Source organism: Salmonella sp. SJTUF15581, from assembly GCF_043356775.1.
GTDB classification, from domain to species: Bacteria; Pseudomonadota; Gammaproteobacteria; order Enterobacterales; family Enterobacteriaceae; genus Salmonella; species Salmonella enterica.
In genome coordinates this window covers 349,594-363,497 of the sequence record NZ_JBEUJY010000001.1, presented here as the reverse complement: position 1 = coordinate 363,497, position 13,904 = coordinate 349,594, and the positions used below count along the sequence as shown (strand labels likewise).

The window sequence follows — 13,904 nt, the reverse complement described above, 5'->3', positions numbered from 1 at the left end:
TCTTAATCAGGCGGCTGCACCCGCCGGTTTCTCATACTTACTGATAGTGATCTCGACCTTCCCTTTCGGGATAACCGGTCCCCACTCCACCAGCATTCTTTTCACCTGTCTGTCGTCTTCCCACACACCCGCGTGGGTCAGGGCGTCAAACAGCGCCTTGTTATAGTTGTCCAGATCGCGGATCCGGTTATCCGGAGGAAACAACACGATCTCCACTGAAGCAGGTGCCGACGTTGGTTTTGGCAGACGACGTAACTGCTCAACTATTGCTGCGCACGCCGCGCTCTGAAATTTTCGCCCCGCCGCGCTTATCAGGCTCTTACCAGCAAATGCCCCTTTGTTGGGGTGTCGCCAGTAGGTGTTCACGCTGGGCGGGAAAGGCAGAATCAGCTTCATACTTTCAGGCCCCTCTCATGTAACCAGTGGGTTGCACGCAGCCTTGCGTTTTCCTCACCGGCAAGCAGTGAGCGGATAATCCCGACCGCCTCGCTGTCGTCGTCCTTCACCGCGGTATGAAGCGTTATCCCCCGGGCCACGCCACGCTTTATCGTGATGACGCCTTTTTTCTCCAGCGCACGAAGATGCTCCACCGCTGCATTCACCGAACGGTATCCCAGCATGGTTGCCACCTCCTGATTGGTTGGCGGGAAACCACGTTCTTTCTGATAAGAAATCAGCATATCCAGCACCTGCTGCTGGCATTGAGTTAACGTCGTCATGCCGCCATCTCCCTGACCAGTTTTTCCGCCTGCTGACGAACCTGCGCCAGAAACGCCTCACCACATGCCTCAAGTTCATCGCGCCCGATATAGCTGATTGCCGGTCCCTTCCAGGTCTTGTCGAAAACAGCAATAGCACCAGCGAAGAACGCGCCTGTCGGCACCTGCTTCTCATCCTTCGGGATAAACCAGGCAGGCAGTTCAAAACCAATACGCCCGCGAATAAAAGCAATATGGTCTGCATCTTCCGGCCACCACACTTCGCTGGTGGCAGCTTTGATCAGGAAAACATAGCGCCCACCCTTATCACGCATGGCACTGGCATGTTTCATGATGTAACGCATGCCGGTGATGTATTGCCCCTCATGCTGACTGGCGCGGCTGTATGGGGGATTACCAAAGGCAGCCCCTTTAAGCTCCGCAAGACGTTCTGACCAGTCATGCGCCAGCGCGTTGTCTTCCGCCGTGTAATACGCGGCACATTTGGCGTTATCACCGTCAGTGAACAGATCCAGAACAAACGGACCAAACAGGGTGTTAATTCCCCAGAAAATGTTATCCGGCGTGCGCCACTGATCGCCCACTTCCTTCAGTTCATGGGCTGGTTTGTTCCGCAGTTCCACCAGCGCCTGGCAATATTTATTACTCATTAAGCCCCCACGTAATTCCCTGACAGATACCACTCTTCACCTGATGCAGCCCGCTTATTGCTTTTCCGTAAACACCGTTCACGACGCGCCAGAAAATTATTTCGTTCTGGCTGGGAGTGGCTTTCACGGAATGCCGCCATCCACACCGTTGCAGCACGACGGTATAAGCCCCTGGACTCCAGTTCTTCCGCCTGGCGGGTCAGGCACAAAATCACCCGCGGATCGTTAGTGCCGACATAGAAATTGCGCACAGGTCTGGTTTCACGAACTGGTTGTGGTTCCGGTTCCTGCGCTCTCTCAGTCAGGCGCGGGAAATGTCTGCGTGTATCTCCTTCACAACGGTGAGCCACACGCCCACTCTGACGTAACTTGCTTGCTGACTGCAGAACGCGCTGCCGTGAGTAACCTGCAAAAGCATCCGCAATGTCTCCGGAAGTACACCCCGGATGGGCTTCAATGAATTTCTGAACTTCATTCAAAAGACTCATGATCACCCCCTGAATCCTGCCGGGATCTGGCTGTAGTCCACGTTGTCGTAACTGGCTTTGAAGTACGGGTCCTCACGTCTGGCTGCAGATACCGCAGGAACTTCCCAGGATTCTTCGAAATGACGATCCGGACCAAAGAACGTGACAGCCTGTTTCACAAATTGTGTGCCGCTGTTACCCATCGCAGATACCCAGCCCGCATAGCGTTTCACACCTTCCAGCATGGTTTCGGGGTTTACCCCCTCATTCAAACGGGCTTTCCAGGCTTTGAAGGCTGCAGATTTTGAATTGCCACCAGCACGTTTGGGATATGCCAGCCATGCCTGCTCAAACTCCGGAGAGTATTCCGGTCGGTTTGAACGAACTCGCACAGACTCATCAGCAGATGCACCAACAGCTATTGGTTCATTGACTGGTTCTTTGACTGGTTCAAAAGAGTGACTGGTTCTGGGTGAATCTCCTGCACTACCCCCTGGTGCAACTCCTGCACTACCTGGTGAATTTGCTGCACCAGATAGTGAATTATTTGCACTACCCCCTAGTGAATCTCCTGCACCATCCAGATGAAGGAGATAGATATTACTTGAGTTACCTTTTTCACCTTTCCGGGTGACTTTTTTTACCAGCCCGGACTCACAAAGGGCCGCAATATGATTCATCACAGAACGTTTGCTAATCTCGCACTGGTCAGCAATATGCTGGTAGCTGGGCCAGCACTCACCCTGATCGCTGGCATTATCAGCCAGCTTGATCAGAACCAGTTTTCGCAATGGATTACCCACTCGAATTTTCATCGCTTTAACCATCAGCTCCATACTCATGCTGCACCTCCGAGATGCTTCATGTTTTTTCCGGAGCGAAAGGTTATAAGCGGCATACTGACGCGGTAATTACGGCCCAGCGGTTCACAAATCACCTTCTGACATTCACGGTCCACCAGGCTAACACGTAGAACATGCCCTGCAGGTGTGGTGTACCACTGACCCGGACGAGGACAACGGAAAGTCTGATTGGTAAACCGTTTGAAAATATTCCGGATCATTTGCGCCCCCTTACCTCTGAAGGGTTCAGCGACAAATTTATGAGGCAGGCCAGTGCCGAAGCATCATTAATATAGTCATACAAGCTAACAGCCAGCGGAGATTCGGCTTTTGCCAACATAGGATAAAGCTGCTGCAGCCAGACCTGATGAATTGATGAAATGTAGGAATAGAGAACGCTGGCGTTATGTGCAACGTCGCTCAGTACAGAGGGATTTGAAAGCTGTTTCTCCATCTGGTTAAAGGCATTGATGTATGCCTCTTTGAACTGGGCAGCACGTTTACCCGTGAAACCCATAGCAAGAAACGCAAAGCCGTCGCGGGTTATTTGATAGCAAGGTAGTTTGCGGCCTGTGCAATCGGTGTAATCACTCACCGAAAAATTGCGGGAAGTGAATGATGCAGAGCATTCAAGCGTGCGGATCTTTTTCAGTACATCGTCATGACGTTTGGAGAAGAAGTTGGCAACAGCCAGGGATGAAGTAACAGCCTGACCATCAACGATGGCAATTTCAGGTTGAGTGAGGGTTGGGATCGTAGCCATGATGGCAGCCTCCGATAACAGTGAATTACCTTCACCACCGGAAACGCCAATTTCGCTGGTGGTGAACTGAACGGGGTTGGCGTAACCGGCGTTATCGGAAACCGGCGCACCTTTCGGTGCCCCCGTCCAGCCCACCATAATTTGGGTGTGCACAGACGCAGACGATAAAAAAGACGCTGGCGCGTCATATATCGCCGATAACATTTCCAGGACGCCAATCCCGGCACCCGCTTTATAAGGTGCCTGAACAGTGTAACGTCCCGGAATGGCAGAATCAATGTGCTGGTGGTCCTTCACACTCAACAAAATCACGCCTGAATTTCCACAAAGGGCTAAAGCACTCATGCGGGTAGTCTTTGCGAAGATAGATAACGCGCTGTGTTTCTGGCTCCCAACGAATAACATGGACATAAAGCCCTCTTCCGTCACGAAACCAGCGGTTAAGTTCCTGCACAACTCGCCCCCCACAGTCAGGTAAAGTTCTCTGTGGTTACTTACAGCCAGGTGATCTGGTAATCTGCATTCATGCCGTAACAACAGGTGTTCAGCGACACTGACCACCAGCTGTTGCGACAAACGGTTATTTGCCGTTAAACTGTTCATGCGTTAGTTTCTCCACAGACACAAAACGCCACGACGCCCGGAGCTGCACACTCGCGGGCGTCACTCTTTTCTGGAGCGCAGAAGATTTTGTAGACCAGTGCTGCATGCTCCTGGAGCTTCGAAATTGACAGATACAACTCATCATTAATTGCTGTCTGCTCGTGTGGCTCCACGACCCCATCTTCGATTGCCGAACGAATCTGCTTTGAGTAATTCCCGATCTGTTCGATGACTTCCAGCAGGCGCTGGTTTATATCGGCGTTCTCTACTTCCTCAATTTCAGGAAGCGATACGAACACCCCACCAGCAGATTGTGCGACAGCATCCGCAATGTAGTGAGTGCCAGCCGCGCGCTGTAAAACCATTGCCCATCCCAGCGGGAAAATCTGATCGCCATCTGCACGAAGGCGGTTGAATAAAGCGTTCTCTGTTACATCCAGCCAGTTAGCAGCTTCAGCGTAACCCCCAGGCAATGCCGCGATAGTTTTTCTGACAGCTTTCACGTACCACTCAGGTTGTTTTTCCACTTTCCAATGATGCTTACCCACGGCTTACCTCCTGTTCCTGTGGTTTAAACCCATTCTGGTTTTGGCTAGATTGAAAACGTGCCGGATAAAGAATCTGCATTTCGCTGATTTCACCCTTAAAAAAATTGGCCAGACGTTCTGCAAGATCGATAGATGGAATTTGTTCCAGTCTTTCAATACGACTCAGCGTCGCTGGATTGACCTGAACGCCCGCAGCAACATGCTGCAAAGTAAATCCGTGCGCCTTACGCACATTCCGTAATGGTGATTGCATATAACCTCCACATATTGCGTGATGAGCATATTATTTCACGCAAATATTTTGCGCAAGTTGATTTGCTTAACGCGCAATAAAGAAATGTAATAAACGCATGAACATAGGAAATCGAGTCAGACAACTTCGCCAGGCGAAGAACATGAAAATCGCCGATCTCGCTGAAGCAATAGGAGTGGATGCGGCGAATATCTCGCGCCTCGAAACAGGTAAGCAGAAACAATTCACTGAACAAGCCCTGAGTAATATTGCCAGGAGCTTAGGTGTTGATATTGCTGATCTCTTTACCTCAGACCTCAAAAGTAATACTGTATGTAAAAACAGTATTAGTGAGGATGTTGCGCAGGTGAAGGATGTATTCCGTATTGAAATGCTGGATGTCAGTGCCAGTGCGGGAAATGGCCTTATCCAGGGCGGTGATGTCATTGATGTGATTCATGCCATTGAATACAGAACTGATAATGCTGTATCGATGTTTGGTGGACGACCAGCAAATCACATTAAAGTTATCAACGTTCGTGGGGACAGTATGTGTCCAACCATTGAGCCAGGAGATCTCATCTTCGTTGATATCAGTATCAATCAGTTTGATGGGGATGGTATATATGTATTTGGTTTTGATGATAAAATTTACGTCAAACGACTGCAAATGATACCTGATAAACTGCTGGTAATTTCTGATAATCAGATTTACCGCGAATGGGGAATTACCAGCGAAAACGAACACCGGTTTATGGTCTTTGGAAAGGTCTTAATCAGTCAGTCACAAACCCTTAAGCGACACAATTAACCCCCTACCTCAACATCAATTAGCCACCAGAAGGTGGCTTTTCATTACTCACGCTATTGCATGTCTCGCAATAAAATACTTGCACGTTACGCAATTTCATTTTATCTTTCTTTCCAGACCAACAAACAAGGTCCTGACAAAATTTGGTTGTAACACGGCGTATGGCACATGCGTCGTTAGCGGTCTGGGGACGTTAAAGGGGACAATCCACTCCTTGCTCGGGCAAACAAACCAGGTAGCCGGAATGTGCAAGTCAATGAGGATGCTGATAAGACGCCTAACCAGCGTGGCGATTCGGTTTGACGCCTGGGAAGAGACCAGGGTGCAACGATGAGGGCATTTATGGAGCCGCGACAAAGTGTGGTGCCATAACTGGCTAAGTGCTCTCAGCGTTGTGGTAATCCGCGAAATGGCGCGGCGGTAAGTATGGCGGGGTTATCCTTACCCCATTAGTGGCACCGGGTTGTCAGGTTGACCATACGCTTAAGTGACAACCCCACCACAACAGCCACTGCTTTGGCGGTACCAGTTTGTACACTTGCTTCCGGCTGGTACCGCTCTTTTTACAAAACAGAGAAGAGCATCACCGGACGACGGGCTCATAACCCAATCCACCCGGGCGGCTGCCACCGCAGGTGTTCTTCTCTGTTTTGTGGAGAAACCAACCGACCTTGCAGGGTCGATATGATGAGGAGCAGCAAAATGGCTAGCGAACGCAGTACTGATGTGCAGGCATTTATCGGGGAGCTGGACGGCGGCGTATTTGAAACCAAAATCGGCGCAGTTCTCAGTGAAGTCGCTTCCGGTGTGATGAACACGAAAACCAAAGGTAAGGTCTCGCTCAACCTGGAAATCGAACCGTTTGATGAGAACCGTGTGAAAATCAAACACAAACTCTCATATGTTCGCCCGACTAACCGCGGGAAAATTTCCGAAGAAGACACCACCGAAACGCCGATGTATGTCAATCGCGGTGGTCGCCTGACTATTCTGCAGGAAGACCAGGGACAATTACTGACTCTTGCCGGTGAACCTGACGGAAAACTCCGCGCAGCAGGTCATTAATATCGTTCTTAATTAACTGATTATTTATCTCATCACTGAATATCTTTATATAGTGAGGACTTATTATGTCTCAGAACTTAGACGCAACCGCAATTAATCAAATCCATGCCCTTATTTCTGCTCAGGGTGTTAATGAAATTATCAGTAAGATTGGTGCCGATGCTGTGGCATTGCCTGAGAATTTCCGCATTCATGATCTGGAAAAATTTAATTTAAATCGCTTCCGTTTCCGTGGTGCGCTTTCCACTGCCAGCATCGATGACTTTACCCGTTATTCTAAAGATCTTGCAGATGAAGGCACCCGCTGCTTTATCGATGCCGATAATATGCGAGCCGTCAGTGTGCTTAACCTGGGTACTATTGATGAACCAGGTCACGCAGATAACACCGCCACCCTCAAACTGAAAAAGACAGCACCGTTTTCTGCTCTGTTGTCTGTTAATGGCGAGCGTAACTCCCAGAAGTCACTGGCAGAATGGATTGAAGACTGGGCCGACTACCTTGTGGGCTTTGATGCTAATGGTGACACCATTCAGGCAACCAAAGCGGCTGCGGCAGTCCGTAAAATCACAATTGAAGCAAACCAGACCGCTGATTTTGAAGACAATGACTTCAGCGGCAAACGCTCTCTGATGGAGTCTGTCGAAGCGAAAACCAAAGACATTATGCCAGTGGCATTTGAATTTAAATGCGTTCCGTTTGAAGGCCTGAAAGAACGTCCGTTTAAATTACGCCTCAGCATTATCACTGGCGATCGTCCTGTACTGGTTCTGCGCATTATTCAGCTGGAAGCGGTGCAGGAAGAAATGGCTAACGAATTTCGTGATCTGCTTGTTGAGAAATTTAAAGACAGCAAAGTAGAAACATTTATTGGTACTTTCACCGCCTGATTTCATTACTGCAAATGCCCCTGCGGGGGCATTTATGGAAACATAATTTACTCAATAATCGCCGGATGGTGAGGGCTTCCTTTTACAAAAATTCAGCGCGGTGCAGCGCATATACGTGGAGAACAAAATGTCATTTATTAAAACTTTTTCCGGGAAGCATTTTTATTATGACAAGATAGATAAAGACGACATCGTTATTAACGATATCGCGGTTTCCCTTTCAAATATCTGTCGCTTTGCAGGACATCTTTCACACTTCTACAGCGTCGCCCAACATGCGGTGCTTTGCAGCCAACTGGTACCGCAGGAATTTGCTTTTGAAGCGTTAATGCATGATGCAACAGAAGCGTATTGCCAGGATATTCCCGCTCCACTGAAACGCCTTCTTCCTGACTATAAACGGATGGAAGAAAAAATAGACGCCGTAATCCGTGAGAAATACGGGTTACCCCCGGTTATGAGCACGCCTGTGAAATATGCCGATCTCATCATGCTGGCAACCGAACGCCGCGATCTCGGGCTTGATGATGGCTCTTTCTGGCCAGTACTGGAAGGTATCCCGGCAACAGAGATGTTCAAAGTTATTCCACTGGCTCCGGGCCATGCCTACGGGATGTTTATGGAGCGCTTTAACGAGTTATCGGAGTTACGCACATGCGCATGAGTCTTTCAACCGAACAATCACTGGAGGGGCAGCAATGAACAACTTAATGACAACAAAACAAGTCGCCGAATTCTGTGGCGTTTCAATATCGACGGTGCTTCGCTGGAACAGCGTAAACAGGAGGACTGGCCAGAAATACAGACCAGATTTTCCAGATCCTGATATTAAATCCTGCCCAAATAAATGGGCATCACGCAAGATATATAGGTTTGCTGGAGTAATAGAGTAACAAACATTAGCTCAAATGAGAGCTGGCACAGATATGGCACAGACCAAACAAATCTGACTGTCTGCTCTGTGCCAGGAGCAGCCATTGCTAAGTCCATCCTGTATTGTGCAGGTCAGCTCGTTTTTAAAGAGTCCGGCCATCATCTTACTGGTACAGACACCATATACTTTGTGACGGTCAGGCTACATATACACAACTCAACTTATTCATCTATTTTTTGCTTTAGCATGTCAGTGTTGCTTTCTCGTCGGCGGGTGAGCGGTGACCTGACCTGTCGATAAAGGAACGTAGCACGTTTTATGCAACACCCGCATGCGGCAGAAAATTATTGCCGAACGTTTACCCCTGTCAACAAGCTTTACTTTTTGAGGCGCGCCAGCCCGCGAGGAAAACAATCTGAACATCAAATAATTAATGACACAAGAAATACGATTAAAGATTTTTTTGTGCATGCCGATAGTGCTTTTTTAAAAGGAGAAATCTATGTCTGTCACAATTCAGGGGAATACCTCAACCGTTATTTCAAACAACTCCGCCCCGGAAGGAACATCAGAAATAGCCAAAATCACAAGACAAATTCAGGTGCTGACTGAAAAGCTTGGGAAAATCTCATCGGAAGAGGGGATGACGACACAGCAGAAAAAAGAAATGGCTGCATTGGTACAGAAGCAAATTGAAAGCCTCAGGGCTCAACTGGAGCAGTTGTTAAGGCAGCAGGCAGAGAAAAAGAATAAAGACGCGACAGTTCAGCCTGATAAAAAAGAAGAGAAAAAAGACGATACAAATACCGCTGGCACCATTGATATTTACGTCTAAGTGACAGCCGTATTGTGGCCCTCATCGGGCCACTTTTCGCCATCAGCCTTTTCTTTAAAGACATATTATCTTTGTATCATTTCTGATAGTTAACATTACAAGATATAAGTAATGGACGCACTCCCAATTAGTCTATTTAAATCGCCACGAGTTTAACTGACAACCCATGATCAATTATGAATTGCAACTATTTCTGTAGTCACTTTTGTGGGGACAGTCCACAAAACTGCCAACTTCCGCTTCTTGCTCAAAGCGGACTGTCAGTTGCTGTCTGAACCAGTACAAGTAACGATCGATTCAACTCTCTCCCACCATGCCTGGTAAGCTTTACGCTGTTCTTCTAAATAATCGCTCTTGTCATAAACCTGCCATACCCCTGGCAGTTTATGACCGAGCATTATTTCTGCAATATGAGGCGCAGTAAGATCAGAAAAGTTTGTTCGTGCTGTTCGTCTCAAATCATGAAGAGACCAATGGGGGAATTGATACCCTAAACGCCGCCATGCGTACTGCATTAAATTGTAAGGCAGCGACTGCAATGATGTCCGACCAACGGGTTCCCTACATCCTTCCTTAGTAAAAAGCATATCGGAACCATTGTTCATAGAGATAACGTACTTTATAAGCTCTTCAACCGGTTCAATAATGGGGCGCTTTAGCGGTTCACCTGTTATATCCCCTGTCTTATGTCGTTCTGGCGGTACAGTCCATACCTTATTAATGAAATCAAAATCATCCACCCTAGCGGTAATTAGCTCTGAACTACGGCAGCCAAAATGCAGCAATAGTTTAATGAAGGCCCGGTATTTAGGAACCATTCGAGAACCATCGATCGCAGCATAAAGGATTTTAATTTCATCATGTGTCAGAAACCGTTTCTTCTGACCTTTACGGATATCCATATCTTTACCCGTGATATCCGACAGCGGGCGAGTTTCAATAAGCTTTCTCTTATACGCCCAGACGTGGGCCTGCTTTGCGTTAATTAGCAATCGGTCTGCTATTGCAGGAGTCTTAGTGCTAAGAGGCTCCAGGACTTCTAACCAATCATGCAATGTAGCTGCATCGTGAGGGATATTCCCGATTTTAGAGAACAGGTGCAGCTCAAACGAGCGGAGTATCTGTTCAGAACCTTTTTTATTTTTTACACAATATGCTTCATACCAAGCACGGATCACAGACTCTACCGTCATGGCTTCAGTAGCTTTTCGTTTTTCAGCCTGCTTGACCAATCGTGGATTGCGGTTTGACTCGAGTTCACCACGAAGACGGATAACTTCTTCTCTGGCCTCTTTTAGTCCAGTTGCCGGGTAAGTTCCGATATCAAGACGCTCACCTTTCCCCGCCCACTGATAACGATATTGGAACACTACGCGACCTTTCGGTGATACTCTAACAGACAGACCATCACGATCGGATTTAACCAAAACCTTATCACGTTCCTTTCCAACGACTGAACGCAACCACGCATCAGACAGCGCCATTACTCACCTTGTACAAATCGCAAAACACCTCTGCTGCTTTGTACATTATGTACAAGCATATGTACAGATTTTTGATGAAAGCAAGCTGATCGATTTAAAGTTACATGAAAGAACTTTCAATTAAAGAAGCCACATAACTAAATGTATTTAAATGATTTATATAGCTCAACCTCAATTAACTGAAAGGATTTTGAAAGAGTAAAAGAGCTTTAATTTGGGGTTAATTATTGGGGTGAGAAATAATGGCAAAAGTGCGGCGTTTGGCCACCTCTTGCAAATAAGGAGACAACGTCATAGTCAAATCTTCTTGAGTAAGCGCGGCGTTTGACCACGCATGTTGAATACGAAAAATGCGGCTATTTTACCCATCAACCTGGGGGAGGCAATCAGTGTTTACACAGGAGCTGCTCCAGTTCGCTTAATGACGCCACAGTCCAGGTTGGATGGATACCCGCAGGCTGCTCGCGATGATGCGCGTTAAGCCAGCAGGTCGACAGTCCGGCGTTAATGCCGCCAAGAATATCGGACTCCGCGGTATCGCCAACCATTAATACGCGCGAGCGGTCAGGATTCCCCGCCTGCTCCAGGGCGTAGTTAAAGATTTTCGGATCGGGCTTCGCGACGCCAACCTGCTCGGAAATCACCAGCAGATCGAAATACTCGCGCAGCCCGGTGCGCTCCAGACGAGTTTGTTGTAGCGCGGTAAAACCGTTAGTAATAATACCGATTTTAGCCTGCCCGCGAATCGCATTAAGTAGCGAAACGGCGCCCGGCAAAGGAGAACAGATCTCCGCCATCGCACTAATAAAAGCGTCATTCAGCAGCCCCGGCGCAACGTTTAGCCGTTCAGCCCAACTTTGAAAGCGCGCGTGCTGCAATTGTAATGAAGTAATCGCGCCGTTCTGATAATCCACCCATAGCGGCTTATTCACGGCCTGGTAATCCTGGAAATCCTCAGCGGTAAAGGTGACGCTATAGTCAAGGAACATCCGCTGTAAGCCAGTGAAAGAATCAAACGTAAACAGCGTTTCATCGGCATCAAAGAAAATCCAGTCCCACTTCATCATTACACCTTGCCTCTTTTATTACATGCTTATCGGTAACGCCATGATGATGGCGTCCTCATGCCCTTGTGCCGTGGGATAGTAATTGCGGCGAATCGTCGCCTCGTTAAACCCCAGACTTTCATACAGCGCGATGGCGGCAGCGTTAGAGGCGCGTACCTCCAGCCATAGCGTTACAACCCCACGTTTTTCCAGTTCATCAATCAGATGCTCAAGCAGCATACGCCCCAGCCCCCGACGCTGAAAATCCGGATCGACGGCAATATTGAACAGCGTCGCTTCGTCCAGCACCACCTGTGTAATGGCAAACGCGGCCATTCTGTCATCAGCGGTCAGCTTAAGGTTGAGATACCGTTCGCCCTGGTTGCCGAAAAACGTTTTTTCGCTCCACGGAAACGCATGAGCGCGTTGCTCAATCTGCCAGGCTGCGGGGAGATCGGTCGTGCTGAGGATAGAAATCGTGTTCATGTTCGCAGATTTGTTGCCATAGTGCGGCGCGTGCCGCCGGGTTTGCCCGGAGTTCATTAAACGCCGGCGTCGTGACCTGAGCGCCTTCGAGTTGGAGCGGCACGTCAGTTCCTAACCGCCAGCTATTACAACGGCTGCCCTGCGGCAGCATGGCGACGCGCTCAGGCGCCAGGGGTAAAACCTGATCGGGACTCACGGTCAACGCGCGTAAAATATCGCGCATTAGCGGCTCGTTCAGCGCAGGTAATTCCTCTGCAACCACGATCAGACGAACGTGCGCGGGAAGGGAAATCGCAATCTCGCCCTGTAGCGCGCCAGGACGTCGCAGCGTCCACTGCGTAATACCCAGTTGCTGTAACTGCCAGTCTCGTCGGGATGTCATAGCGAAACGCTCCTGTAATCAGGGGCGCAAATATAGCAAATCTGTCGAATCTCCGCCATCAAACTACTATAATCGCCGCCAGTCTGAATTAAGGAGCATTCCATGTCTGCTTTTACCCCGGCAAGTGAAGTCTTGCTGCGCCACAGTGATGATTTCGAACAAAGCCGTATTCTTTTTGCCGGAGATTTGCAGGATGACCTGCCCGCGCGCTTTGAATGCGCCGCCAGCCGCGCGCATACGCAACAGTTTCACCACTGGCAGGCGTTAAGCCGCCAGATGGGCGATAACGTCCGTTTTAGCCTGGTCGCGCAAGCCAGCGATGTCGCTGACTGCGATACGCTGATCTACTACTGGCCGAAAAATAAACCCGAAGCGCAGTTCCAGTTGATGAATATTTTGTCGCTGATGCCGTCTGGCGTCGATGTTTTCGTCGTGGGGGAAAACCGTAGCGGCGTGCGTAGCGCCGAACCGATGCTGGCGGACTATGCGCCGCTGAACAAAGTAGATAGCGCGCGACGTTGCGGCCTTTACCATGGTCGTCTGGAAAAGCAGCCGCAGTTTAGTCTTGAATCCTGGTGGGCCGAGTACAACATCGACGGGCTGACCATCAAAACGTTGCCGGGCGTATTCAGCCGCGACGGACTGGATGTTGGTAGCCAACTGCTGCTGTCTACGCTGACGCCGCACACCAAAGGTAAAGTGCTGGATGTCGGCTGCGGCGCTGGCGTGCTTTCCGCCGCGCTGGCCAGCCATTCGCCGAAAGTGCGCCTGACGCTGTGTGACGTCAGCGCTCCGGCGGTGGAAGCCAGTCGCGCCACGCTTGCCGCTAATGGTCTTGAAGGCGAGGTATTCGCCAGCAACGTCTTTTCGGAAGTCAAAGGACGTTTTGACATGATCATCTCCAACCCGCCGTTCCACGACGGAATGCAAACCAGCCTTGATGCGGCGCAAACGCTCATTCGCGGCGCAGTGCGCCATCTGAACAGCGGCGGAGAGTTACGCATCGTGGCGAACGCCTTTCTGCCCTATCCTAAGATTCTGGATGAGACTTTTGGCTTCCATGAAGTCATCGCGCAAACCGGGCGCTTTAAGGTTTATCGTACCGTGATGACCCGTCAGGCGAAGAAATAGTTGGCCTGATAAGCGCAGCGCCATCTGGTTGCATGTGCCGGATGGCGACGCCAGGCGTCTTATCCAACCTACGTCT

At 49.3% G+C, this 13,904-nt stretch carries 21 protein-coding genes and 1 pseudogene; 7 read left to right on the top strand and 15 right to left on the bottom strand.

The genetic code is table 11. The annotated features are described in order from the left end of the window. Positions 1–6 precede the first annotated feature (6 nt). From ABVN36_RS01750 to ABVN36_RS01705, 10 genes are all read right to left on the bottom strand, one after another. Positions 7–396 carry a RusA family crossover junction endodeoxyribonuclease gene (locus tag ABVN36_RS01750; protein WP_000767103.1) on the bottom strand — a complete coding sequence of 130 codons (390 nt, stop codon included), beginning with the start codon at positions 394–396 and terminating at the stop codon, positions 7–9. After that, positions 393–719 (bottom strand): LexA family transcriptional regulator, encoded by a 327-nt coding sequence (locus ABVN36_RS01745; RefSeq protein WP_000210170.1) that lies wholly within the window; start codon positions 717–719, stop codon positions 393–395. Before ABVN36_RS01745 ends, ABVN36_RS01750 begins: the two co-directional genes overlap by 4 nt. After that, complete coding sequence (locus ABVN36_RS01740) at positions 716–1,369, bottom strand: phage N-6-adenine-methyltransferase (protein WP_000066917.1); 654 nt, start codon at positions 1,367–1,369, stop codon at positions 716–718. Before ABVN36_RS01740 ends, ABVN36_RS01745 begins: the two co-directional genes overlap by 4 nt. Then, a complete protein-coding gene (locus ABVN36_RS01735) occupies positions 1,369–1,863 on the bottom strand; it encodes a PerC family transcriptional regulator (protein WP_015364395.1) in 495 nt (164 codons plus the stop codon). Before ABVN36_RS01735 ends, ABVN36_RS01740 begins: the two co-directional genes overlap by 1 nt. Then, complete coding sequence (locus ABVN36_RS01730) at positions 1,860–2,678, bottom strand: helix-turn-helix domain-containing protein (RefSeq protein ID WP_000061519.1); 819 nt, start codon at positions 2,676–2,678, stop codon at positions 1,860–1,862. The genes ABVN36_RS01735 and ABVN36_RS01730 overlap by 4 nt, the downstream gene beginning before the upstream one ends. After that, the gene (locus ABVN36_RS01725) at positions 2,675–2,899 is read right to left on the bottom strand and encodes a hypothetical protein (protein WP_000620697.1); all 225 of its coding nucleotides are present in this window, start codon (positions 2,897–2,899) and stop codon (positions 2,675–2,677) included. Before ABVN36_RS01725 ends, ABVN36_RS01730 begins: the two co-directional genes overlap by 4 nt. Beyond that, complete coding sequence (locus tag ABVN36_RS01720) at positions 2,896–3,645, bottom strand: Rha family phage regulatory protein (RefSeq protein ID WP_231234439.1); 750 nt, start codon at positions 3,643–3,645, stop codon at positions 2,896–2,898. Before ABVN36_RS01720 ends, ABVN36_RS01725 begins: the two co-directional genes overlap by 4 nt. A gap of 70 nt (positions 3,646–3,715) precedes the next feature. Further along, a complete protein-coding gene (locus tag ABVN36_RS01715) occupies positions 3,716–3,895 on the bottom strand; it encodes a DUF4222 domain-containing protein (RefSeq protein ID WP_001341559.1) in 180 nt (59 codons plus the stop codon). 145 nt (positions 3,896–4,040) lie between these two features. Next, positions 4,041–4,592: a protein YmfL gene (gene ymfL / locus ABVN36_RS01710; protein WP_023138546.1), complete on the bottom strand. Its 552-nt coding sequence runs from the start codon at positions 4,590–4,592 to the stop codon at positions 4,041–4,043. Next, entirely contained in the window at positions 4,585–4,845 is a 261-nt protein-coding gene (locus ABVN36_RS01705) for a helix-turn-helix transcriptional regulator (RefSeq protein WP_001191669.1), read from the bottom strand. The genes ymfL and ABVN36_RS01705 overlap by 8 nt, the downstream gene beginning before the upstream one ends. A 97-nt stretch (positions 4,846–4,942) precedes the next feature. Between ABVN36_RS01705 and ABVN36_RS01700 the strand changes: the two genes are divergently transcribed. The 6 genes from ABVN36_RS01700 (at position 4,943) to ABVN36_RS01675 (ending at position 9,299) form a co-directional block, all read left to right on the top strand. Then, positions 4,943–5,635: a helix-turn-helix transcriptional regulator gene (locus tag ABVN36_RS01700; protein ID WP_001345148.1), complete on the top strand. Its 693-nt coding sequence runs from the start codon at positions 4,943–4,945 to the stop codon at positions 5,633–5,635. Positions 5,636–6,337: 702 nt separating this feature from the next. After that, positions 6,338–6,700: a protein YfdP gene (gene yfdP / locus ABVN36_RS01695; RefSeq protein WP_000135680.1), complete on the top strand. Its 363-nt coding sequence runs from the start codon at positions 6,338–6,340 to the stop codon at positions 6,698–6,700. A 65-nt stretch (positions 6,701–6,765) separates the two neighbouring features. Further along, on the top strand, positions 6,766–7,590 hold the full coding sequence (locus ABVN36_RS01690; protein WP_000081297.1) for a YfdQ family protein: 825 nt from the start codon (positions 6,766–6,768) through the stop codon (positions 7,588–7,590). 127 nt (positions 7,591–7,717) lie between these two features. Next, the gene (gene yfdR, locus ABVN36_RS01685; protein WP_023138545.1) at positions 7,718–8,254 is read left to right on the top strand and encodes a 5'-deoxynucleotidase; all 537 of its coding nucleotides are present in this window, start codon (positions 7,718–7,720) and stop codon (positions 8,252–8,254) included. Positions 8,255–8,488: 234 nt separating this feature from the next. Continuing rightward, a complete protein-coding gene (locus tag ABVN36_RS01680) occupies positions 8,489–8,764 on the top strand; it encodes a hypothetical protein (protein WP_071591280.1) in 276 nt (91 codons plus the stop codon). 202 nt (positions 8,765–8,966) lie between these two features. Continuing rightward, a complete protein-coding gene (locus ABVN36_RS01675) occupies positions 8,967–9,299 on the top strand; it encodes a FlxA-like family protein (RefSeq protein WP_001317460.1) in 333 nt (110 codons plus the stop codon). 260 nt (positions 9,300–9,559) lie between these two features. Here the strand turns inward: ABVN36_RS01675 and ABVN36_RS01670 are convergent, their stop codons facing one another. The 5 genes and pseudogenes from ABVN36_RS01670 to ABVN36_RS01650 form a co-directional block, all read right to left on the bottom strand. Beyond that, positions 9,560–10,783 carry a site-specific integrase gene (locus tag ABVN36_RS01670; protein WP_001218281.1) on the bottom strand — a complete coding sequence of 408 codons (1,224 nt, stop codon included), beginning with the start codon at positions 10,781–10,783 and terminating at the stop codon, positions 9,560–9,562. A gap of 226 nt (positions 10,784–11,009) precedes the next feature. Next, positions 11,010–11,078: pseudogene (locus ABVN36_RS01665) on the bottom strand (hypothetical protein); the annotation flags it as partial. Between the two features lie 91 nt (positions 11,079–11,169). After that, positions 11,170–11,847, bottom strand: a complete 678-nt coding sequence (gene yjjG, locus ABVN36_RS01660; RefSeq protein WP_000870686.1) for a pyrimidine 5'-nucleotidase — start codon at positions 11,845–11,847, stop codon at positions 11,170–11,172. Between the two features lie 21 nt (positions 11,848–11,868). After that, positions 11,869–12,315 (bottom strand): ribosomal protein S18-alanine N-acetyltransferase, encoded by a 447-nt coding sequence (rimI, locus tag ABVN36_RS01655; protein WP_001092435.1) that lies wholly within the window; start codon positions 12,313–12,315, stop codon positions 11,869–11,871. After that, complete coding sequence (locus tag ABVN36_RS01650) at positions 12,260–12,697, bottom strand: DNA polymerase III subunit psi (RefSeq protein WP_023138544.1); 438 nt, start codon at positions 12,695–12,697, stop codon at positions 12,260–12,262. Before ABVN36_RS01650 ends, rimI begins: the two co-directional genes overlap by 56 nt. A gap of 102 nt (positions 12,698–12,799) precedes the next feature. On the opposite strand from ABVN36_RS01650, the gene rsmC reads away from it, so the two are divergent. Beyond that, on the top strand, positions 12,800–13,828 hold the full coding sequence (gene rsmC / locus ABVN36_RS01645; protein ID WP_023138543.1) for a 16S rRNA (guanine(1207)-N(2))-methyltransferase RsmC: 1,029 nt from the start codon (positions 12,800–12,802) through the stop codon (positions 13,826–13,828). The last annotated feature ends 76 nt before the right edge of the window (positions 13,829–13,904 follow it).

Coding starts and splice junctions, on each gene's coding strand:
- ABVN36_RS01705 (WP_001191669.1), bottom strand. CDS start 4,845: ATGCAATCACCATTACGGAATGTGCGTAAGGCGCACGGATTTACTTTG.
- ABVN36_RS01675 (WP_001317460.1), top strand. CDS start 8,967: ATGTCTGTCACAATTCAGGGGAATACCTCAACCGTTATTTCAAACAAC.
- ABVN36_RS01745 (WP_000210170.1), bottom strand. CDS start 719: ATGACGACGTTAACTCAATGCCAGCAGCAGGTGCTGGATATGCTGATT.
- yfdR (WP_023138545.1), top strand. CDS start 7,718: ATGTCATTTATTAAAACTTTTTCCGGGAAGCATTTTTATTATGACAAG.
- ABVN36_RS01725 (WP_000620697.1), bottom strand. CDS start 2,899: ATGATCCGGAATATTTTCAAACGGTTTACCAATCAGACTTTCCGTTGT.
- rimI (WP_001092435.1), bottom strand. CDS start 12,315: ATGAACACGATTTCTATCCTCAGCACGACCGATCTCCCCGCAGCCTGG.
- ABVN36_RS01730 (WP_000061519.1), bottom strand. CDS start 2,678: ATGAGTATGGAGCTGATGGTTAAAGCGATGAAAATTCGAGTGGGTAAT.
- ABVN36_RS01740 (WP_000066917.1), bottom strand. CDS start 1,369: ATGAGTAATAAATATTGCCAGGCGCTGGTGGAACTGCGGAACAAACCA.
- ABVN36_RS01650 (WP_023138544.1), bottom strand. CDS start 12,697: ATGACATCCCGACGAGACTGGCAGTTACAGCAACTGGGTATTACGCAG.
- ABVN36_RS01700 (WP_001345148.1), top strand. CDS start 4,943: ATGAACATAGGAAATCGAGTCAGACAACTTCGCCAGGCGAAGAACATG.
- yjjG (WP_000870686.1), bottom strand. CDS start 11,847: ATGAAGTGGGACTGGATTTTCTTTGATGCCGATGAAACGCTGTTTACG.
- rsmC (WP_023138543.1), top strand. CDS start 12,800: ATGTCTGCTTTTACCCCGGCAAGTGAAGTCTTGCTGCGCCACAGTGAT.
- ABVN36_RS01750 (WP_000767103.1), bottom strand. CDS start 396: ATGAAGCTGATTCTGCCTTTCCCGCCCAGCGTGAACACCTACTGGCGA.
- ABVN36_RS01670 (WP_001218281.1), bottom strand. CDS start 10,783: ATGGCGCTGTCTGATGCGTGGTTGCGTTCAGTCGTTGGAAAGGAACGT.
- ABVN36_RS01720 (WP_231234439.1), bottom strand. CDS start 3,645: ATGTTATCGGCGATATATGACGCGCCAGCGTCTTTTTTATCGTCTGCG.
- yfdP (WP_000135680.1), top strand. CDS start 6,338: ATGGCTAGCGAACGCAGTACTGATGTGCAGGCATTTATCGGGGAGCTG.
- ABVN36_RS01690 (WP_000081297.1), top strand. CDS start 6,766: ATGTCTCAGAACTTAGACGCAACCGCAATTAATCAAATCCATGCCCTT.